Source organism: uncultured Campylobacter sp., assembly GCF_938030145.1.
Taxonomy (GTDB): domain Bacteria; phylum Campylobacterota; class Campylobacteria; order Campylobacterales; family Campylobacteraceae; genus Campylobacter_B.
This window is the reverse complement of sequence record NZ_CALHGM010000008.1, coordinates 116,524-135,931: the sequence shown is the minus strand read 5'-3', so window position 1 is coordinate 135,931 and position 19,408 is coordinate 116,524. Positions and strand designations below refer to the sequence as shown.

General features: G+C 47.1%; 20 protein-coding genes and 1 tRNA gene. 16 read left to right on the top strand and 5 right to left on the bottom strand.

The genetic code is table 11. The annotated features are described in order from the left end of the window. Positions 1-300 precede the first annotated feature (300 nt). The 11 genes from Q0323_RS01890 to trxB all read left to right on the top strand — a co-directional run bounded on the left by Q0323_RS01890 (position 301) and on the right by trxB (position 9,280). A complete protein-coding gene (locus Q0323_RS01890; protein WP_298050921.1) occupies positions 301-783 on the top strand; it encodes a hypothetical protein in 483 nt (160 codons plus the stop codon). Beyond that, the gene (locus Q0323_RS01885; RefSeq protein WP_298051020.1) at positions 783-1,439 is read left to right on the top strand and encodes a 16S rRNA (uracil(1498)-N(3))-methyltransferase; all 657 of its coding nucleotides are present in this window, start codon (positions 783-785) and stop codon (positions 1,437-1,439) included. Before Q0323_RS01890 ends, Q0323_RS01885 begins: the two co-directional genes overlap by 1 nt. Positions 1,440-1,792: 353 nt before the next feature. Then, entirely contained in the window at positions 1,793-1,993 is a 201-nt protein-coding gene (gene rpmE / locus Q0323_RS01880) for a 50S ribosomal protein L31 (protein WP_005869728.1), read from the top strand. Beyond that, positions 1,994-2,809: a 16S rRNA (cytidine(1402)-2'-O)-methyltransferase gene (gene rsmI, locus Q0323_RS01875; protein ID WP_298050919.1), complete on the top strand. Its 816-nt coding sequence runs from the start codon at positions 1,994-1,996 to the stop codon at positions 2,807-2,809. Positions 2,810-2,844: 35 nt separating this feature from the next. Beyond that, the gene (gene rlmB / locus Q0323_RS01870) at positions 2,845-3,546 is read left to right on the top strand and encodes a 23S rRNA (guanosine(2251)-2'-O)-methyltransferase RlmB (protein WP_298050917.1); all 702 of its coding nucleotides are present in this window, start codon (positions 2,845-2,847) and stop codon (positions 3,544-3,546) included. Next, a complete protein-coding gene (locus Q0323_RS01865; RefSeq protein ID WP_298050915.1) occupies positions 3,518-4,537 on the top strand; it encodes a hypothetical protein in 1,020 nt (339 codons plus the stop codon). Before rlmB ends, Q0323_RS01865 begins: the two co-directional genes overlap by 29 nt. 489 nt (positions 4,538-5,026) lie before the next feature. Beyond that, positions 5,027-6,232 carry an LL-diaminopimelate aminotransferase gene (locus tag Q0323_RS01860; protein ID WP_298050913.1) on the top strand — a complete coding sequence of 402 codons (1,206 nt, stop codon included), beginning with the start codon at positions 5,027-5,029 and terminating at the stop codon, positions 6,230-6,232. After that, positions 6,232-7,500: a homoserine dehydrogenase gene (locus tag Q0323_RS01855; RefSeq protein WP_298050910.1), complete on the top strand. Its 1,269-nt coding sequence runs from the start codon at positions 6,232-6,234 to the stop codon at positions 7,498-7,500. Before Q0323_RS01860 ends, Q0323_RS01855 begins: the two co-directional genes overlap by 1 nt. A 1-nt stretch (position 7,501) precedes the next feature. Next, positions 7,502-7,840 carry a YraN family protein gene (locus Q0323_RS01850; protein ID WP_298050908.1) on the top strand — a complete coding sequence of 113 codons (339 nt, stop codon included), beginning with the start codon at positions 7,502-7,504 and terminating at the stop codon, positions 7,838-7,840. A 70-nt stretch (positions 7,841-7,910) separates the two neighbouring features. Further along, positions 7,911-8,225 (top strand): thioredoxin, encoded by a 315-nt coding sequence (trxA, locus tag Q0323_RS01845; RefSeq protein WP_297881795.1) that lies wholly within the window; start codon positions 7,911-7,913, stop codon positions 8,223-8,225. A gap of 110 nt (positions 8,226-8,335) precedes the next feature. After that, positions 8,336-9,280 carry a thioredoxin-disulfide reductase gene (trxB, locus tag Q0323_RS01840; RefSeq protein ID WP_298050905.1) on the top strand — a complete coding sequence of 315 codons (945 nt, stop codon included), beginning with the start codon at positions 8,336-8,338 and terminating at the stop codon, positions 9,278-9,280. 157 nt (positions 9,281-9,437) lie between these two features. On the opposite strand, the gene Q0323_RS01835 is transcribed toward trxB, so the two are convergent. The 5 genes from Q0323_RS01835 to Q0323_RS01815 form a co-directional block, all read right to left on the bottom strand. Further along, positions 9,438-10,163 carry a hypothetical protein gene (locus Q0323_RS01835; protein ID WP_298050903.1) on the bottom strand — a complete coding sequence of 242 codons (726 nt, stop codon included), beginning with the start codon at positions 10,161-10,163 and terminating at the stop codon, positions 9,438-9,440. Positions 10,164-10,303: 140 nt separating this feature from the next. Beyond that, positions 10,304-10,401 (bottom strand) — tRNA-Sec (locus Q0323_RS01830). Positions 10,402-10,429: 28 nt separating this feature from the next. Next, complete coding sequence (locus Q0323_RS01825) at positions 10,430-13,264, bottom strand: MMPL family transporter (RefSeq protein WP_298050901.1); 2,835 nt, start codon at positions 13,262-13,264, stop codon at positions 10,430-10,432. 23 nt (positions 13,265-13,287) lie between these two features. Next, the gene (locus tag Q0323_RS01820) at positions 13,288-13,872 is read right to left on the bottom strand and encodes an ABC transporter substrate-binding protein (RefSeq protein ID WP_298050899.1); all 585 of its coding nucleotides are present in this window, start codon (positions 13,870-13,872) and stop codon (positions 13,288-13,290) included. A gap of 2 nt (positions 13,873-13,874) precedes the next feature. Further along, positions 13,875-14,594, bottom strand: a complete 720-nt coding sequence (locus Q0323_RS01815; RefSeq protein WP_298050896.1) for a VacJ family lipoprotein — start codon at positions 14,592-14,594, stop codon at positions 13,875-13,877. 183 nt (positions 14,595-14,777) lie between these two features. Between Q0323_RS01815 and Q0323_RS01810 the strand changes: the two genes are divergently transcribed. From Q0323_RS01810 to modB, 5 genes are all read left to right on the top strand, one after another. Continuing rightward, positions 14,778-15,566, top strand: coding sequence for a TOBE domain-containing protein (locus Q0323_RS01810; RefSeq protein ID WP_298050894.1), 789 nt, complete (start codon positions 14,778-14,780; stop codon positions 15,564-15,566). A 101-nt stretch (positions 15,567-15,667) separates the two neighbouring features. Further along, positions 15,668-16,435: a molybdate ABC transporter substrate-binding protein gene (modA, locus tag Q0323_RS01805; protein ID WP_298050892.1), complete on the top strand. Its 768-nt coding sequence runs from the start codon at positions 15,668-15,670 to the stop codon at positions 16,433-16,435. Further along, entirely contained in the window at positions 16,435-16,827 is a 393-nt protein-coding gene (locus Q0323_RS01800; protein ID WP_298050890.1) for a hypothetical protein, read from the top strand. The genes modA and Q0323_RS01800 overlap by 1 nt, the downstream gene beginning before the upstream one ends. Next, entirely contained in the window at positions 16,814-17,662 is an 849-nt protein-coding gene (locus tag Q0323_RS01795) for an ATP-binding cassette domain-containing protein (RefSeq protein WP_298050888.1), read from the top strand. The genes Q0323_RS01800 and Q0323_RS01795 overlap by 14 nt, the downstream gene beginning before the upstream one ends. 1,039 nt (positions 17,663-18,701) lie before the next feature. Next, positions 18,702-19,391 carry a molybdate ABC transporter permease subunit gene (modB, locus tag Q0323_RS01790; RefSeq protein WP_298050885.1) on the top strand — a complete coding sequence of 230 codons (690 nt, stop codon included), beginning with the start codon at positions 18,702-18,704 and terminating at the stop codon, positions 19,389-19,391. Positions 19,392-19,408 lie beyond the last annotated feature (17 nt).

Below are 19,408 nucleotides of genomic sequence, written 5' to 3'. Positions count from 1 at the left end.
GATTTTAGCGTCATTTTTGTCCGTGCGATCTGCGCAGAGAAATTTTAAATTCTATAAAGCTCTATCTGCGAAATTTCATTCTTGGCGCGAGAGATACGGCGCGAAATCGGGGTTGAACGCGCACGCGGTAAATTTTGGCGCAATAAATAGCTGCGGTCGCTTTGAAGGGTTTTTAAAATTTCAAAGGCGCGGAGCAGGTCTGCTTTATCTCGCGCCGAAAAAATTTGCGTTAAAATTCGGTCGTTTCGGCTCTAGCCGCGTAAAATTTTATCCTGCGAATTTAACCCCCTGGCGGAAGTGATGGATTATCTGTATCAAAGCGCCCTGGGTTTTCATAAATTTTTCGCGCTAGCTGCGGCGATTTTAACGATAATTTATCTGATTTTTACCCAGCTTAAGATCGATGCGGCGGCAGAATTTTGTCCGCGCAAAGAGGCTTTAAATTCCGCCGCCTCCGCGCCGCAAGCTAAAAATTTAAAGCAAAAGAGTAGATCAGGGCTTAGATTTCTTAGGCGCATCAGGCTGTTTTTGCCGATCTATTATGCGACTCTCGCGGCGCTGATAATTAGCGGAAGCGTGATGCTGCCGGTGCTGCGCTTTGATCTGAGCTTTAAAATTTACTTTATGGCGGTCGGATCGCTAGCGATGATCGCGCTTAGCGCGGTATCGTACAAACGGCTGAAAATCGCGTATCTAAGCCAGAATTTTGCGCCGTATCAGCGCAAAATGCGGGTGATTTTGGGGCTAAACTTAGCGATAATTTTGATAGCGAGCGTTATTTGATGGTATATTTTTACGATAAGTTTGCAGGCGAACAGAGCCTGATTTTGCAGAATGATCAGTTTTTGCACCTAAAGGCGAGGCGAGCAAGGGCGGGCGAGCGCATAGACGTGCGAAATCTAAAGGACGGGGCGAGTTATCTATATGAGATCGCCGAAATTTCGCGCAAGGGCGCAGCTCTGAATTTAGTTTTTAAAAGCTCGGTTTTTACGCCGCCACACGATTTTTGCGTCGCTTGGGCGGTCGTCGAGAGCGCCGTGATCGAAAAGAGCCTGCCTGCGCTAAACGAGATGGGCGTCTGGCGGCTTGTTTTGGTCTATGCCGATCTGTCGCAGAAAAACGTGCGGCTCGATCCGCAGAGGATGGAGCGGATTTTGATCAACTCATCTCAACAATGCGGGCGAAATTCCATCATGCAGATCGAGGTTTTGGGCGGCTCGGACGAGCTAGCGCAAAGATATGAAAACGTAAGTCTGATCGATTTTGGCGGCAAGAACATCGACATTTTCGGCGGCGATGAGATCGCCTTCATCGGCCCTGAGGGCGGATTTTCGCTGCGCGAAAGGGAGAAATTTAAAAACGCCTATGCGCTTAATAGCCCCTATATTTTGCGCTCAAACACCGCGCTGATCGCAACTTGCGCGAAGCTGATGTTTTAAGCGCTCGGCAAATTTTAAAATTTAAAAAGATCATGCGCTTTAAAATTTGTAATTTAAAATTTGCTCTGCGCGATCCGCTATGTTTATCTGCGGCTTGACGCGCGACGCGTATTTGCCGCGGCGCATCTTTGCACGCTGTATTTTGCACGCCGCCGCAGGTCGCGGTAAATCAAAATTTTTACCAGCAAATCGGGCTAAATTTTAAAATTTCGCGTCTAAAAAGCATACAAAAAGCATATTTGAGAAGAAAATTCCCCACTTCGCCGAGAGTTTTAAAAAACCCTTTAAATTTGCTTTTTAGATAAAAAAGTTGTATAATCGCAACCTTTTAAAATCATCAAAAAGGATCAAAAATGAAAAAAGATATCCATCCTAACTTTGTCGAAACGACCGTTACCTGCGCTTGCGGCAATACTTTTAAAACGCGCTCGAACAAGGCCGAGATCCGCGTCGATATCTGCTCTAATTGCCATCCGTTTTTCACCGGCAGCGAGAAGATCGTAGATAGCGCGGGCCGCGTCGAGAAATTTAAGCAAAAATACGGAATGAAATAGTTGCTATATCTCATTCCTACGCCGATAGGAAATCTAAGCGATATCTCGAGCCGCGCGCTTGAGGTATTGCAAAGCTGCGAAATCCTAATCTGCGAGGATACGAGGGTTTCAAAAAAACTTCTAAACTTATTATCCGATAAATTTCAAATTTCATTTAAAATTTTACAGTTTTACTCTCTGCACACGCACAATGAAGCGGAGTTTTTCGCGGGCCTTGATCCGGCGCTTTTGCGCGAAAAAGCTTGCGCATACGTAAGCGACGCCGGCATGCCCTGCATCAGCGATCCTGGAATTGCGCTCGTTAAATTTGCGCAACGAAGCGGCGTGCCTTACGAAGTGCTTAGCGGCGCAAACGCTCTGCTACTCGCAGCCGCCGCAAGCGGGCTGGTGCAGAAAGAATTTAGCTTTTTAGGTTTTTTGAATAATGACGGCGCGCAGCGCAAAGCTCAGATCCTAAATTTAATGCAAAGTCCATATCCATGCGTACTTTACGAATCTCCAAAGCGCGTGATAAAGCTAATTGAGCAGATCGCGGGGATCGACGCACAGCGCAAAATTTTTGCGATCAAAGAAGCTACTAAAAAATTTGAAACCAAATTTTTCGGTAGCGCCGCGGAGCTCTTGCTGGAGCTGAAAAGCGCAAATTTAAACGGCGAATGGTGCGTCGTGATTGACGGCGCAGGCGAGAAAAGCTTTGAAAAAATCACGCAAGAAGATATTCTCTCGCTTGAGATCGCGCCGAAAATAAAAGCAAAACTACTCTCAAAAATAAACGGCGAACCCGCCAAAGAAATATATAAAAATTTGATACGCTAAGTCATATTTTAACCGTTTTTCGCTAAAATCCCAAAATGATTATTTACGGCAAGCAGCTGTTTTTGCACCTTTTAAACCGGCATCCGCAGAAATTTATCCGCATCATCCTTGCTAAGGAGTGCGAGAAAGAAATTTTTAAAAAGATCGCCGCGATCGGTGTAAAGATCGAGCGCGCCGATGCGAAAAAAGCTCAAGCCCTCGCTCGCAGCGGCAACCATCAAGGCTTCTTGGCTGAGGTGGAGGAGTTTAGCTTCGGCGATCTAGCTAGCGTCAAAGACGATAAATTCGTGCCGATCCTTTACGGGCTTACCGACGTCGGAAACATCGGCGCGATAATGCGTAGCGCCTATGCTTTGGGCGCGGACAGCGTGATCGTCGTCGCAAATAGTCTAAATATGGCGGGCGTAGTGCGCGCAAGCTCGGGCGCGGCGTATGAGCTAAACGTCGTTAAGGTTACAGACGGACTTAGCGTGTTAAACGAGCTTAAACAAAGCGGCTTTGAAATTTACGCCGCGAGTGCGGACGGGACGAACTTTAAGGAGTTAAAGCTCGGCGCAAAAAACGCACTCGTAATGGGGAACGAAGAAGAGGGGATACCTGCTAGGGCGCTTAAAAAATGCGACTGCGCGGTATCGATAAAGATGCGCGAAGGCTGGGACTCGCTTAACGTAAGCGCGGCATTTGCGATACTATGCGATGGAATTTTAAATGGAAGAAGTAAAAGAGAAGTTAAATAATACGGACGAGCAGGCGGAACAAACCGAGAAGCTGGAGCAAACACAGCAGCCAAAAAATAGCGATCTGGATAAATTAAAATCTATGGATCTGATCGAGATAGCGCGCACGACGCGTATCGACGCGCAAAATTTAGAATACATCATCAACAAAGACTTCGAGAAGCTAGCGAATTTTAACGTTAGGGGCTATATTAAAATTTTAGAGCGCGAGTTCGGGCTGGATCTATCGGACTGGCTTAGCGAGTTTGAGAGCGCCAAAGCGAGCTTCGCGCCCGTTAAAAAGGCTAAAGTCGAGCAGGTTTATGGTCAAAGGGTTAGCCCTAACAAAAGCGGCAGCGGTTGGCTTATGTGGCTGCTTGCGATGGTATTAATCATAGGCGCAATCTTTTATTTCGGACTTTATAAAAGCTTCGGCGAATTTTTGGGCTCGCTTTTATGGGAACAAAACAAAACCACCTACTCGGACGCTCCAATCGTAAATAACACTCAAAAAAAGCTTGAAAACATCGGTATCGACGTCGTTTCGCACAACGCTACAGATGAAAAATTCGCACTAAAATCGGATATTAATGCAGCCGCTGCTGCGGATGAAAATTTAAGCTCGCTAAACGCGCTGGACCGCTCTATTAGGATCGAACGCGCGAGCATTAAGACTGAGGAAAATTCTACCGATGAAAACGCCACGCAAAGCGCGCCCGCACCCAGCAAAGATATCGTGCTTAGCCCGCGCGGTAAGATGTGGATAGGCATTATCGATCTAAAAAGTGGCAAGAAGCGCGAGATGGTCATCAATACCCCTTACGTCGTCGCTTCGCAAGGAGATGAGGAGCTACTAATCTCTACCGGTCACGGGATGTTTGAGCTCGGTAAAGCCGATGGCAACGTAACTTTCAGCGAAAGAAACACTCAAAAATTCCACGTCAAAGATGGCAATATCACTAAAATTTCAGCCGATGAGTTTCTGCGCCTAAACAAGGGCAAAAAGTGGTAAAGCTCTCGCTCGTAGGGCTTTTGCCGCCACCGAGAGTAAAATTTTGGCTTTCTGCGGCGAGTGCGACCTAAATTAAACCTAGGAGCGTAAATTTAAAGAGTTTTAAAATGCGCTGCCTTGGATAAAATTTCAAGTGGTGTATATAAAATTTTAAGCGTTGTGGGCGCCTGAGTGTTAAATTTAAGAGGCGTCGTCCACGGCGCCGTGCAAAACGGCAGCTTTAATCGTTATCGTTTTGATCGGACGTAAATTTAAACAGCGCCGCAAAGGGTCGTGATGCTCTAAATTTAAACAATCAATGCCCCCGCGGTTTTAAAATTTTAGCGAGGTAAAAGTTTAAATTGCTCGAGCAATATAAAAAGCGCCGCCGCATCGACGCTAAGGCTTGAAATTTTAGCCTCCGTGCAGCGCGAGCAGATCGCGGCGTTAAGGCGCAAAATTTTAAATTTAAATAAAGCTTGAAAATTACTTTAAGATAAGAGGTTTGAGATGTTTGACGAAATCCGTTTTTCAAAAATCGAGCGTTTGCCCAATTACGTTTTTGCCGAGGTCAATGCCATAAAAATGGCGGCGCGCAGAGCCGGCGAGGATATAATCGATTTTTCGATGGGCAATCCCGACGGCAGGACGCCGCAGCATATAATCGACAAGCTTTGCGAAAGCGCGCAAAAGGACAAGACGCACGGCTACTCCGTAAGTCAAGGTATCTACAAACTGCGACTTGCGTGCGCGAATTGGTACAAGCGCAAATACGGCGTGATCTTGGACCCAGAAAGTGAGATCGTCGCCGTGATGGGCTCTAAGGAAGGCTTCGTGCATCTAACTAGCGCGATCGTAAATTCGGGTGATGTCGCAGTGGTGCCCGATCCCGCGTATCCGATCCATACTCAAGCCTTCATCATCGCGGGCGGCAACGTCGTTAAAATCCCGCTTGCCTATGATGAGAATTTAAATTTTAACGAGAATAAATTTTTCATCGATCTGCAAAAAACTTTCGACGAGAGCATTCCGCGCCCAAAATACGTCATCGTAAATTTCCCTCATAACCCTACCACCGTCGTCGTACAAAAGAGCTTCTACGAGCGGCTCGTGGCGATGGCGCGACAGGAGCGGTTTTATATCATCAGCGATATCGCTTACGCAGAGATCGCTTTTGAGGGTTACAAAACGCCCTCGATCTTTGAGGTTCAGGGCGCAAAAGACGTCGCAGTCGAGGCATACACTCTCTCTAAAACCTACAACATGGCGGGCTGGCGCGTGGGTTTTGTTAGCGGTAATAAAAAGCTCGTCGCCGCGCTTAAAAAGATCAAATCTTGGTTTGATTACGGCATGTTTACGCCGATACAAGTAGCCGCAACGATCGCGCTAGACGGGCCGCAAGAGTGCGTAGAGGATATCCGCGCGAGCTATGAGAAGCGTAGGAATTTTTTGATCGATGCTTTTGCGGATGCGGGCTGGGTAATCGCTAAACCTAGCGCGTCGATGTTTGCGTGGGCGAAATTGCCGCCAGCGGCGGCTCATCTAAGGAGTATGGAGTTTTCCAAGCAACTTCTTACCAAAGCGCGCGTCGCCGTAAGTCCGGGCGTTGGCTTTGGCGCGGCGGGAGACGATTATGTGCGGATCGCTTTTATCGAAAACGAAAACAGGATCCGCCAGGCCGCTAGAAATATAAAAAAATATTTGAAAGAGATTTGATGAAAGTAGCTATTTTAGGCGTCGGTACCGTAGGTAGCGAAGTTGCAAATATTTTGATAAAAAACAAAGATATCATCCTTGCGCGCGCGGGCGTTAGCATAGAGCCCGTAATCGGGCTCGTGCGCGATACGAGCAAAAAGCGCGACGTGAAAATTCCGCTTAGCAGCGACGCAAAAAGCATTATCGAGCGCGACGACATCGACGTTTTTGTAGAGCTTATGGGCGGGGTAGAAAAGCCCTATGAGATCGTAAGTGAAATTTTAAAGCGCAAAAAGGCGGTCGTTACCGCAAATAAGGCGCTTTTGGCTTATCATCGCTACAAGCTCCAGGCTCTAGCGGGCGATACGCCTTTTGGCTTTGAGGCGAGCGTGGCGGGCGGAATTCCGATCATCAAAACCCTGCGCGAGGGGCTAAGCGCCAATCGTATCGAAAAAATAATCGGCATTGTAAACGGCACGAGCAACTTCATCCTTACGAATATGATGCAAAAAAATGAGAAATTTGAGGACGCGCTAAAGCGAGCTCAAGAGCTCGGTTACGCCGAAGCCGATCCTAGCTTTGACATCGGCGGATTCGACGCGGCGCATAAGCTCTTGATATTAGCTAGCATCGCATACGGCGTGCACGGAGACCCCGAAGATATCCTAATCGAGGGGATCGAGGAGATCACGCAGGAGGATATCTATTTTGCGCGCGAATTTGACTTCATAATCAAGCTGCTTGCGGTAGCTAAGCGCGCGAGCGACAACAAAGTCGAGCTGCGCGTCCATCCTGCGCTCATTTCAAAGGATCAAATGCTCTCAAAAGTCGATGGCGTAATGAACGGCGTGAGCATCTACGGAGACTGCGTCGGCGAGAGTATGTATTACGGACCGGGCGCGGGCGGCAGCGCTACGGCAAGTGCGGTTATAAGCGATCTCATCGATATTGCGCGCGATAACAAAAATCCGATGCTCGGCTATAAAATTTTGCCGAGCGAAAATTTTATGCAAATTTTGCCTAGCGAGCAGATCCGCACGAAGTATTATTTTAGGCTGCGCGTGCGCGACGAGAAAGGCGTACTTGCGAAGCTTACGAACATTATGAGCTTAAACGATCTTTCGATCGACAGCTTTTTGCAAAAGCCTAAGCTCAAAACGGATGAGGAGGTGACGCTGTTTTTCACGACGCATACGTGCTGCGAGAAGGACATAAAGCGCGCCATAAGCGTGATCGGCGGTGAAAATTTCATCACGCAGAAGCCTTTTATGATCAGGATCGAAAGCTAAGTTGAGCTTAAAAGAATACATTTTCGGCTTTGCCTGCGAGGACCGTGCGGCGGAATTTTTACGCGGCGAAGGATTTGAAATTTTAAAACGAAATTTCCGCTGCCGCTTCGGCGAGATCGACATCGTCGCGCGTAAAGACGGTATTTTGCACTTTATAGAGGTGAAGGCTACGAGCGGCGATTATGACGCCGCAGAGCGCGTGACGGGCGCTAAGATGGCTAAAATTTTAAAGGCGGCGGAATTTTATCTGATGAGCTGTGATACGGACGAGCCGTGGCAGATCGACGTCGTGGAAGTTTATCCAAAGCAGATAAAATTTATCGCCAACATATCTTTTTAAATTAGAATTTTTATTATTTATTTAAGATAATAAACTATAATTCGCGGAATTTTAACACAAGGAGAACATTATGGGAAAGTATATAGAGCTTACTTCGGAGAATTTCGACGTTATTAAAGAGGGTGTCGCGCTAGTCGATTTTTGGGCACCTTGGTGCGGGCCGTGCCGTATGATCGCCCCGATCATCGAGGAGCTTGCGAACGATTACGAGGGCAAGGCTAAAATTTGCAAAGTAAATACCGACGAAGCGCAGGATCTTGCGGTGCAATTCGGCGTTCGCTCGATCCCTACGATACTATTTTTCAAAGACGGCGAGCTAAAAGCTCAGCTCATCGGCGCGCAATCTAAGCAGATCATAGCCGACAAGTTAAACTCGCTTCTGTAGATTTTAAAAGGGCGGCTTTCGCCCTTTTTTCTTCCACTCATCGTTTTATTAATTAAATTCGTAAATTTAACGCCTGCGGCTTTACTTAATAAAATAATTAAGGAGAAAAAATGTTAGATTTAGCAATTATCGGCGGCGGTCCTGCGGGGCTAGCGGCAGGGCTTTATGCTACAAGAGGCGGTTTAAAGGACGTCGTGATGTTTGAGATGGGGATGCCCGGCGGGCAGATCACTTCAAGCTCCGAGATGGAAAACTATCCGGGCGTCGCCGCGGTAACCGACGGGATGAGCTTTATGGCGCCTTGGCAGGAGCAGTGCTTCCGCTTTGGCTTAAAGCATGAGATGGTGCGCGTGCTGCGCGTCTCAAAAGACGGCGATGGAAATTTTACGATCTATCTCGAGGGCGATCAAACACGACGCGCGCGTGCCGTTATCGTCGCTACGGGCTCTACTCCGCGCCGCGCGGGGATCGAGGGCGAGGATGAGTTTTTCGGTCGCGGCGTCAGTACCTGCGCGACCTGCGACGGGTTTTTTTACAAGGGCAAAGAGGTTGCCGTCCTCGGCGGCGGCGATACGGCGCTAGAGGAGGCGCTGTATCTGGCTAAAATTTGCTCTAAAGTCTATTTGATTCACCGTCGCGATGAGTTTCGCGCTGCGCCTTCGACCGTGCAAAAGGTGCGCGAAAGTGAGAATATCGAGCTCATCACAAACACGCTCGTAGAGCAGATAAAGGGCGATGCAAGCGGGGTAACTGGCGTCGTAGTCAAGGATAAAACAAGTGACGCCACGCGCGAGCTGCAGCTGCCTGGGATCTTCGTATTCGTGGGGCTTGACGTGCGAAACGAGGTACTAAAGGGCGATGATGGCAAGTTCATCTGCGACGTCACACCGGGCGGACAGGTCGCGGTAAATTTAAAGATGCAAACAAGCGTGCACGGGCTATTTGCGGCGGGCGATATGAGACAGGATGCGCCTAAACAGGTCGTCTGCGCGGCGGGCGACGGTGCGGTTGCCGCACTTAGCGCGATTGCGTATCTGCAAGGACACGATAAATAAACCTACCTTCGGCGTAAAATTTCACGGCGCGGCGGGCGAAGCTACTTCCGTCGCGCTTTAAATTTAAAATCACGCCTGAAATTTTGAATGAAATTTTGATACAAAAAAGGCGGCTAAATTTTAAAATTTCATCAAATTTAGCCGCGAGATAGGGCGCTTATTGTCTTTCGTAGAAGCCCGCTATAACATCTTTTGACTTCATTTTATTTACGGGATCTTCTTTGCCGTTCGTGATGAGTTTAAATTTATCGGACAGACTTACGCTTTTATCAGCATTTACGATAAAATTTAGCTCGATAGCAAGCTTTGATGATCCGCCTTCTTTATGTCCGAAGCTTGCGTCCAATTGCTCTGCCGTTATTTGCGAGTAATAAGCGGCTGCTTTTAAGCGCTCCACAATAGAGTCTATGTAGATTTCGGTATTGCTTTCTTTTAGTATCTCCCCTTTTAATTTGTCGTCGCAATCGACCGACTTCCATTCTTCTTCAAATTCTATTTTGCCTTTGGTTTTAAGCGCTTCTTGAAATTTGACTTCGTTTAACTTGCAGTATTCCTTTGCCAGCTTAAGCAAACCCTGCGCGTCGTAAGCCTTGCCCTCATAAAAAGTCATAACCCTTTTTAAAGACGAGTCCAACATCTCTTGTTTATATGATTTAAGCCTCTGCTCTACATCCACATCGCAGACCATCTTAACCGTCTTTAATCCGTCGTTTTCCTCTTTGCTCCACGTGATATTTTTACAGATTTTTGAACCCTCGATCGCCGCGCCGATACTCATAGATTTAAAATCGGGCAGGGTGTAGTTTTTGACAAGCTCCACATCGTTATCGCCGCATCCTGCAAAAATCAACGCCGCAAGCGCAGCGCCCAATACGTATTTCATACTCGCTCCTTCAAGAAAAGTTAACGAGCAATGCTACCCGCCTCTGTTTAATAATGGATAAATTTAGAGCTAAAACTTGAAATAAATTCGCAAAGCGCTAGAGATCAAGAATCGTAAAAGTGAAATTTTATGAAAGAATTTGGCGAGAGAGGGAGGGAATCGAACCCCCCGGAAAACGGTCAACCGCCCTCCTATCGGATTTGAAGTCCGCAGACGCCACCAGGTCGCCATCCTCTCCAAATGCGGGAATTATAGCGAGATAAAATTTATTTAGCTTTAAAGAGGCTAAATTTTAATCCCTTTCGGCTCATTATTAGCGACGGCAGGATTATGAGCGCGCCCAAAAGTAGAAGGCTCATCACTAGACATATCAGTAGCCCAAAGTAGATCGTAGGCCAGAAATTACTCATCATCATCACGCTGAATCCCAAAATGATCGCAAACGACGTATAATACATCGCGTATCCGATACTTGCGTGGCTCGCGCGGATCGCCGCAGCCTCGTCGCCGCTGCGCGCAAACTCCCGCTTGTAGCGGTAGATGTAGTGGATGACGTCGTCCACGCCGATACCGATGCTAATCGCCGCTATCGTGATGCTCATGATATCCAGTGGAATGCCCGCAACCCCCATGATGCCGAAGCAGGCGCAAAGCGGGATCAAATTTACGACGATCGCGATAAGCGCATATGACAGCGAGCGAAAGATGATCACGAAAAGCACGAAAAGCACGAGCACGGTGATACCCAGGGTGTCTATCTGCGAGCTCATCAGGCTTTGAAGCATATTGTTATAAAGCACCATTATGCCGCTGATCTGCGCCGTGACGTTATCTTTGGCGAGCAGGGAGTTCAGATCGTGCTTAAGATCGGCTAGGAATTGCGCCCTGCGAAGATTTGGATCGCTATCTATCGTGCGGATGCTAAAGTGCGCCTCGTTCGCTTCGATATTAACAAAGGGCGAAAGTACCAATTCGCGGTAGTTTGCGGGCATTTCAGAGTAGATCAAAGCAAGGCTCAGATCGTCCAGATCGCGCCCCTGATTAATCTGTTTGCCGAGCTTTAAAAGTGATGCGAGCGAGCTTACGTTGCCGATAAACTCGTGCCCCGTAATGTTTTTGTCCTTCAAAAAATCATCTATTTTGCCGATGATACGCATCTTTTCGGAGGTGAACCAATACTGCGGCTTGTTTTCGTTGGCGGCGTATTCGGCTTCGAAATCGCCAAAATCGTCGCTCGCGGTGGAATTTTGCTCTAAATTTGCGGCGTGGGTTTGATCTGAATTTACGGCTTCGCTTGGTTGCGATGTCGTAACGGAGCTTTGCACGATAAAATTTTGATCATTTAAATTTTGCACCGCGGCGACGGAATTTTGAGGTATGGAATTTTCTGCAATAGAATTTTGTATCGTGGCGGTAGAATTCTGAGTGGCGGAATTTTGCGCGATAGAATTTTGCCGAGTAAAATTTGCCGCAAAATTTTTCCCAGCGGGATTGGAATTTTCGCCGTTCTTAGAATTCGCGCTGCCGCTTGCGGAATTTTCACTCTCGCTAGCGGGATTTGCGCCGCTCGCACTTTTAAATTTAACGACGATATCAAGCGGGATCGTTCCTCCGAGATTTGTGTCTATGACTTCCATACCTGCGCGGATGTCGGTGCTTTTTTTGAAGTAGCCGATGAAGCTGTTTTCGACGCGCAGCTGTGAGATACCGTAAAGCCCGAAGATCACCGCCGCAGCGCAAATGCCATAGACTGCGCCTCTGCTACGTAGTGCCGTTTCGGCGCACCAAAGCGTAAATTTAAAGTGCTGCTCGAAGCTGCGGTTATTGTGCGTGCGCGGCAGAAGCGACATAACTGCGCCGAATACTCCAAACGCCGTAACTAGCGAGATACTGATGCCTACGCTCATCATAATTCCCAGAGAAATTACGGGTTTTATATCGCAAAAAATTAGCGACATAAAGCCGATAACGGTCGTAAAGATTGCGAAAAAGCAGGGTCTTGCGCGCTCGCACAGCACCGCATAAACGAGCTGGCGCTGTGAAAAGGCGTGAAAGTGCGCGCTAAACTCGCGGTAGGCGACGATTAGGTGGATACAGACCGAAACCGTGATGATGAGCTGAAGCGCTATGAAATTTGAGCTAATCACCGTGACCTCAAAGCTCAAAAAGCCGAATAATCCCGCTGCAAGCACGACCGAATACGCGCAGATGATGAGCGGCAGCAGGATAAATTTCGCCTGTCTAAAAAAGAGCCAAAAGCAAGCTAGCAGAAGCACCAAGGCGCCGAGTCCGTAGGTCGCCAGATCCGAGCGGACGTAGCCTACCATGTCGTCGGCGATCATATTTAGTCCGCCCAAAAATAATTGGTCGCCCGCAAATTCCTTCTCAAAGCCCGCGATCAGCGAACGCAAAGCCACAATGTCGCGGTGATCCTTTTCGCGTAGTTCGTCGCGGTAGGATTTGAAATTTTGCTCCGCAACTTTAAGCGCGTCTTTAAGCTGTGAAATTTGGGCATTGGAGCGGTTGCCTTCATGCTCCGCTTGCTTTAGAGCGCTTTTGGCTCCGTCTCTTAGGCGCAGAAGCTCCTCGTAGCGGGTCTGCGGCTTTAAATTTATTAAAATTGCGGTAGTGCGAAAATCGGCGCTTACTAAATTTGATGCGTAAAAGGGGCTTGTGGCGAACTCGTGCCTAGCCGCAGTTAAATTTACGTCCGCGTCGGTAAGGGTGGGTATGTGCTTAAGCAGCTCGCTCATGCCGCCACCTTTGTTTAGTAAAAGCGGTACGTTCGTGATGTCCGTGACGCTGGCGACGAAATCCAGCTTAGAAAAAGCGGCATCCATCTGCGCTATCTTGCGGATCGTCTCGGGCGCTAAAAGATCGCCCGCGGGAGTGTATGCAAGCACCAAGAAATTCGGCGTTTCGTAGCGCTTGGATACTTCGCGCCAAATTTGAAGGTCTTTGTCGTTATCGAGCAGTAGCGTCTGGCTCGAAGCGTCGATCTCAAGCTTGGTGGAGTAGTAGCCGAAAAACAGCGCCAGCGCCGTAAATAGCGCAAGCGTGCTTTTTGGAAATGCGACGATTAGGCGAAAAATTTTTTTCAAATACCGCTCTTTCGGGCGCGTCGCTATTCGCCGCTTTTGATGACGGTGGAATTTAATCGCTTTATGAGCTCGTCAAAGCCCAGGCTCTGCGCGACGTCGCCTAGCTGCGAGCGGTATGTTTGAATGAGGCTAACGCCCACGATATCGACGTCGTAGATGCGCCAGTCCGCGCCGTTAGGATAAAATTTGAAATCTATGGCATAGTTTTTTTGCTCGCCGATGATCTGCGTTTTTAGCACGCGGCGCTTATCGCTCGGGCTTTGTTTGCCGAGCACCTTCATGTCTTGATCGGTGTAAAGCGAGAGCTTTTCGATAAACGAGCGCTTAAGATGCGCTTCGAAAGCTTTGTTAAATTCCTCGATCTGCGCGGGGCTCAAGTTTGCGTAGTGTTTGGCCAAAGAGAGCTTTGCCATCATCTTGTAATCGAAGTAGCCGTCAAAAAGCGCGAAAATTTTCGCAGGTTTTGCGTCTTTGGGAGTGCTGCTTCGCATGACGCTCACGGCCTCGGCGACCTTTTGGCTCATCACGGACTCAATGTCCGCGTCGCTAATGGCGTGCGCCGAAATCAAAAGCGCTCCGCAAAGCGCTAGAACTTTTAAAATTTTCATTTTTATTCCTTTATTAATTTCTCGCGATTTTGCTCGTAAGCATCGCGTAAAAATGGGTATAGATCCACCGCATCTTTGGTCATTTTTTCATAAAATTTCGGATCGCGCGAGTAGTCGTTAAATATTCTAAATCCATTGACGGAGTTTCGAACAGTGCCGTCTTTAATATAATTTATCGGGTTTGAAAAATAATCTCCTACAAGCCCCACTGTATCGCGTAGATTGCTTTGCCCCAAGATCGGCCAGACGATGTGCGGACCTGCCGGCACGCCCCAATACCCGAGCGTTTGCCCGAAATCCTCGTCGTGGCGCGGAATCCCGTAGTATTTGCCTGCCATATCGTTAAGCCCGCCGAAGCCGACGGTCGAATTGATTAAAAATCGCTTCGTCTCGTCCCAAGAATTTTCAAATTTACCCTGCAATAGGTTATTTACGAGCCTCATCGGATATAAAATATTATAGAAAAAATTTGAAAACGCGCCCTGGATCGGATCGGGCATTACGTAATCGTAGCCGCTGGCTACGGGAGTTAATATGTATGAGTAAAATACGTCGTTAAAGCCCGTCATTACGCGGTTATAGCCGCTAAGCGGATCGAAAACCTCACGCTTGGCAAACTCCTCATCAAAACCATCCGTATCGCTAGGCGCTACGTCTTGCTTTTGCGAGCAACCGCAAAATGCCAATGCCGCGGCTAAGAATAGAATTTTTATAAATTTCAAATGCGACCCTTCTTTATAAATCAAAGTGGCGATTTTACAAATTTAAAGAAATTTTGTCAATAAGGGTAAAATTTCGTATAGAATTTCCCTCTTTATATCGTAGAATAAAGCCTGCGGCTCTTTAAGAAATATATCAGAGGATATATTATAAAATCACGCGAAAGTAAATAAGAAAGGATGAAAATGGACGCAAAATTTGCTTTGGAATTCCTACTTGGTAAGGAAACATCGCTTCTAGCCAAGCATATTAAGCTACTTAAGGCTGTGGACGAGACTAAAAGTATTACAAAGGCCGCAGAGATCGTAGGAGTGTCGTATAAAAACGGCTGGGATGCGTTAAATTTAATCAACAACGCGAGCAAAAAGCCGCTCATCGTCCGCACTCAAGGCACTAAGAAAAATAGCGGCTCGGAGCTCACTCCATACGCTCACAAGCTGATTCGCGCTTATGATGCTATCAGCCACGCGGGCGAGACGTTTTTGAGTGAAATTTTAAAGCTTGACGAGATCACCGAAGAGAGCCTTTTAAGCTTAGAGAAGATCGGTATGAAGCTTTCTGCGCGCAATCAGCTAAGTGTTGAGATTACGGATGTTCAAACAGGCGCTGTAAATTCTCAAATCACGGCTAAACTCGCAGGTGGCGAAATTTTATGCGCGACGGTAACCGTAGAGAGCGAAAAAAATTTAGAGCTAAAGGTGGGCAAGGATGTGCTGTTTTTATTTAAGGCTCTAAGCGTCATCATTGCCAAAGGAAGCTCGGAGAAGCTAAAACTTAGTACGACGAATCAAATCAAGGGCACGATTAGCGAGGTCAAAATCGGCGCGGTAAACGCAGAGATCTGTCTAGGCACAAGCTCGCATCAAAACATCACCGCGATCATCACGCGAGAATCTGCCACCGCGATGGCTCTAGGAGTAGGAGATGAGGTAACGGCGATCATCGAGCCTAGCGAGATCATTATTGGCGCGTAATAGGGTGAAATTGGGTGCGCAAAATTTTAAAATTTAAGGCGTAAATTTAAAATTTTAGATACAATTCAATTCTCGGTGAGAGCCGAAGCGAAAGGCATAAAATGAAGTTAAAAGCAGTGCTTTTAGGAATTTTAACCGCAGGCGTGCTAGGCGCCGGAGAGGTCAGCGTCGCAGCCGCTGCGAACACGACGTATGCGTTTGACGAGATCAAGGCAGAATTTGCCAAGCTGCATCCGCAAACCACGCTAAACGTGAGCTTGGGTGCCAGCGGTGCGCTTAGCACGCAGATCAAAAACGGCGCGCCGTTTGATATTTTTATGGCGGCGGATATGAAATTTGCAGACGATCTGCATAAAGAGGGCTTTGCGACGGCGCCTGCCAAAACTTACGCCAAAGGCAAAGTGGCGATGTTTAGCGTGCGCGGCGTAGATCTTAGCAAGGGGCTTGAAATTTTAAAAGACCCTAGCGTTAAAACGATTTCCATAGCAAATCCAAAGACCGCTCCTTACGGCACCGCAAGCGTACAGGCCTTCCAAAAAGCGGGAGTTTACGATGAGATTAAAGGTAAAATCGTAGAAGCAAAATCGATCGGCGAGGCTCTTTCGCAAGCGCTTAAAGCTTCCGACGTCGGATTTATCGTGGCTAGCGCGATGTATGCGCCTAAGATGGCAAAGGACGGCTGCAACGGCAAGCCTTGCAAGCAGGGCGAAAATTTCGTCTTGGTCGGTACCGACCTCTACGAGCCGATAGCTCAAGGTATGGTCATGCTAAACCGCGCCAAAGACAATGCCGAAGCCAAGGCGTTTTATGATTTTATCCTAAGCGATAAGGGCAGGGCGATCTTTGCTAAATACGGATACGAGTTTTAATGATTAGAGCGAGAATCAACGAAATTTTACAAAAAGACGGCATCCATTCTGTAGGATTTATCGCGGGCGGCATCAAGCTACGTGGCGTATTTCTGCAGCTAAGTAGCGAGCTTAAGGTGGGTAGCGAAGTTTACGTGGGTTTTAAAAGCACCGATGTGCTTTTATCTCGCGAAGCCCTAAGTGGTGTATCTAGCGAAAATGAAATTCACGGCAAGATTATGAGCCTAAGCTTAGGTGAAATTCTATGCACGCTCAGGTTTGAAGGCAAGATAAGCTTTGATGTGCTCATTAGCGCGCATTGCGCGCAGGAGCTTGCTTTACGCGAGGGCGACGAGGTTTTCGCATACATTAGCGCCACTGCGATATATATAGAAAAATATGATAACGATTGATTGTAAGAAAAAAATCAGTGATGATTTCTCGATTGATGCTCGCTTAGAGATTAACAAAGGCTCGTTTGTGTGCCTATATGGGCGCAGCGGCAGCGGTAAGACTACACTGCTGCGCATTTTAGCGGGGTTTTTGCGCGCAGATAGCGGTAGCATAAAAGACGGCGATCGTGTGCTGCAAGAAGGCAATGAATTCTTAAGCGCAGGCAAGCGTAGAATCGGCTTTTTATTTCAAGACTACGCACTTTTTGAGAATATGAGTGTGACGGGCAATCTACTTTTTGCTAGAAACGATCCGCAAAAAGCTGCGATGCTACTTGAAATTTTAGAGCTTAGTGAGTTTGCAAAATCCGGCGTCGAGGGTCTTAGCGGCGGACAGAAGCAGCGCGTGGCGCTTGCTCGCGCACTGATGCAAGAGCCTGAAATTTTACTACTTGACGAGCCGCTTTCGGCGCTTGATTTTACGATGCGCGAAAAAATCCAAGAATATCTGCTAAAAATCCACGAGCAGTTTCATCAGACCGTGATTTTAGTAAGCCACGACGTAAGCGAGATCTATAGACTTTGCAAGCGAGTTTATGAGATGAAGGACGGCAGGATCGTCCGCACTGGTACGCCGGAGGAAATTTTTCTTAAAACTAGCGGCTCACAGAAGTTTTCTTTCGTGGGCAAGGTTGTCGATTTGCAAGCTCGCGACGGGATCAAAGTAGCTGTCGTAGCGATCGGTAGCCAGCTGTGCGAAGTGGTGTTAAGTGGTGCAGAAGCCGAGGGCTTGCAAGTAGGCGATGAGGTTAAAACAGGCGCTAAAGCCTTTAATATCACTCTGCGTAAAATTTAAACTTGCAGGCAAGCTTGGGCGCGCCTGGGTGAGAAATTTCAACTGGATTAGAGATTTAAATGTAGACTCTTATGGAATTTTACGTAGAATTTAGAAGAGGAATTTTGCAAAATTTTAGCTAGATTTGTCCGTAAAATACGGGGATGTTTTAAAATTTCATTCGCATCGCGCTTAGATTTTCATGAAACACAAAATTTAAACGCAGGCTAGAGCAAAATTGCAATGCGAGCCTAGATAGCGTGGGGAAATTAAGCTTTAAATTTTAGATTTTGCGCAGACAGGCATCGTTAAATTTCTCCTTTGAATTTATTAATTAGCGTGGTGGGTTTATCTTTAAATTTAGCGACTTTTGACTTACTTTTTTGGCAGGAGTTACGCGAATTCTATCATGCGATCTTGGTAAAAATTTAATGTAAAGCTTCGCAAAAACTTAAAATTTTTAGATTTGGAATTTTGCCCGAATTTTGTGGCTTTGAAATTTGAAAAGCTCTAACGGCTCGAAGCTTGCGCGTTAAACTCGCTTAATGAGCTATGACAGGTTTTCATTAACCCGGTTTTTTAGATTTATGCGAAATTTTAATTTCGTCTTGTCGGACTCAATGAAATTTCGCTAGGTCGTTCGGAGGGCGTCGTTTAGCCTATCTTGCGTGAAATTTGCGCTCAGATGAATCCTGCCCGCTCAAGTTTTCAAGCCTATTGAAGCTTTTTGAAATTTGGCTAGGCAAAATTCGTGGTCTTAAAAATTTGCCAGCTTGGTAGAGCTTAAAGGTTCAGCAGGATTTGAACGCTTGAAGGAATTTGTTAGCTAAGCAATTTATAAAATTCCGTTCGCTTTAGCTTGCGCGAAATTTTAAAATTTCATTTCGCTAAAGCTCTTGTGCAGCTAGGTCTGCGCAGAAATTTTTAAAATTTCATTTTGCAAAGCCTTATGACTATGAGGTTTGCGTAAATTCTATCCAGCTTTGCCTCTAAATTTTAAAGCAGAGCTAGGCTTTTAAAATTTTATAGTTTGGGCCCAGCGGCTCGGCTCGGAGGATAAATGTTTGAAATTCTAAAGGGGCTCGATTACACGCCGTTTCTCGTCTCCTTAAAGCTTGCGAGCTTAACGACATTTGCGTTGTTTATCATCTGCGTGCCGCTCGCGTTTTTTATGGCGAGAAAAAATTTTCGCGGCAAAAGCGTGATCGAATCGATTATCTCGCTTCCGCTCGTGCTTCCGCCATCGGTGCTAGGGTTTTACCTGCTCGTTTTTCTATCGCCGTATTCGGTGCTAGGGGAGTTTTTTGACAAACACTTCGGGCTTCGGCTCGTATTTAATTTCAGCGGGCTCGTGATCGCGAGCTGTATCTACTCGCTGCCGTTTATGTTTTCGCCGCTAGTTTCGGGCTTTCGCTCGCTTCCGCGCTCGCTTTTTTGGGCGTGCGATTCGCTGGATAAGAGCTATTTTTCCAAGCTTTTTCGCGTCGCGTTGCCCGCGATTCGACATTCCCTGCTTAGCGCGCTAGTGATCTGTTTCGCGCACACGATGGGCGAGTTTGGCGTCGTGCTAATGATCGGCGGCAGCGTAAGCGAGCAGACCAAGGTTGCCTCCATTGCGATTTATGAAGCGACTGAGACGCTGGATTTTGCGCAGGCTCACGCATATTCGGCGCTGATGCTTATTTTTAGCTTTGCAGTGCTTTTGATTATGCATTTTTTGGGCGCGCGCGGAGCAAAAATCAAAGCTTAAATAGGCTTTAAAACGAA

Excerpts from the sequence above, each read along its gene's own strand:
- Q0323_RS01795 (WP_298050888.1), top strand. The coding sequence starts at position 16,814 with ATGATAACGATTGATTGTAAGAAAAAAATCAGTGATGATTTCTCGATT.
- Q0323_RS01865 (WP_298050915.1), top strand. The coding sequence starts at position 3,518 with ATGGAAGAAGTAAAAGAGAAGTTAAATAATACGGACGAGCAGGCGGAA.
- modA (WP_298050892.1), top strand. The coding sequence starts at position 15,668 with ATGAAGTTAAAAGCAGTGCTTTTAGGAATTTTAACCGCAGGCGTGCTA.
- rlmB (WP_298050917.1), top strand. The coding sequence starts at position 2,845 with ATGATTATTTACGGCAAGCAGCTGTTTTTGCACCTTTTAAACCGGCAT.
- modB (WP_298050885.1), top strand. The coding sequence starts at position 18,702 with ATGTTTGAAATTCTAAAGGGGCTCGATTACACGCCGTTTCTCGTCTCC.
- Q0323_RS01885 (WP_298051020.1), top strand. The coding sequence starts at position 783 with ATGGTATATTTTTACGATAAGTTTGCAGGCGAACAGAGCCTGATTTTG.
- Q0323_RS01860 (WP_298050913.1), top strand. The coding sequence starts at position 5,027 with ATGTTTGACGAAATCCGTTTTTCAAAAATCGAGCGTTTGCCCAATTAC.
- trxA (WP_297881795.1), top strand. The coding sequence starts at position 7,911 with ATGGGAAAGTATATAGAGCTTACTTCGGAGAATTTCGACGTTATTAAA.
- Q0323_RS01835 (WP_298050903.1), bottom strand. The coding sequence starts at position 10,163 with ATGAAATACGTATTGGGCGCTGCGCTTGCGGCGTTGATTTTTGCAGGA.
- Q0323_RS01855 (WP_298050910.1), top strand. The coding sequence starts at position 6,232 with ATGAAAGTAGCTATTTTAGGCGTCGGTACCGTAGGTAGCGAAGTTGCA.
- rpmE (WP_005869728.1), top strand. The coding sequence starts at position 1,793 with ATGAAAAAAGATATCCATCCTAACTTTGTCGAAACGACCGTTACCTGC.
- trxB (WP_298050905.1), top strand. The coding sequence starts at position 8,336 with ATGTTAGATTTAGCAATTATCGGCGGCGGTCCTGCGGGGCTAGCGGCA.
- Q0323_RS01800 (WP_298050890.1), top strand. The coding sequence starts at position 16,435 with ATGATTAGAGCGAGAATCAACGAAATTTTACAAAAAGACGGCATCCAT.
- Q0323_RS01820 (WP_298050899.1), bottom strand. The coding sequence starts at position 13,872 with ATGAAAATTTTAAAAGTTCTAGCGCTTTGCGGAGCGCTTTTGATTTCG.
- Q0323_RS01810 (WP_298050894.1), top strand. The coding sequence starts at position 14,778 with ATGGACGCAAAATTTGCTTTGGAATTCCTACTTGGTAAGGAAACATCG.
- Q0323_RS01890 (WP_298050921.1), top strand. The coding sequence starts at position 301 with ATGGATTATCTGTATCAAAGCGCCCTGGGTTTTCATAAATTTTTCGCG.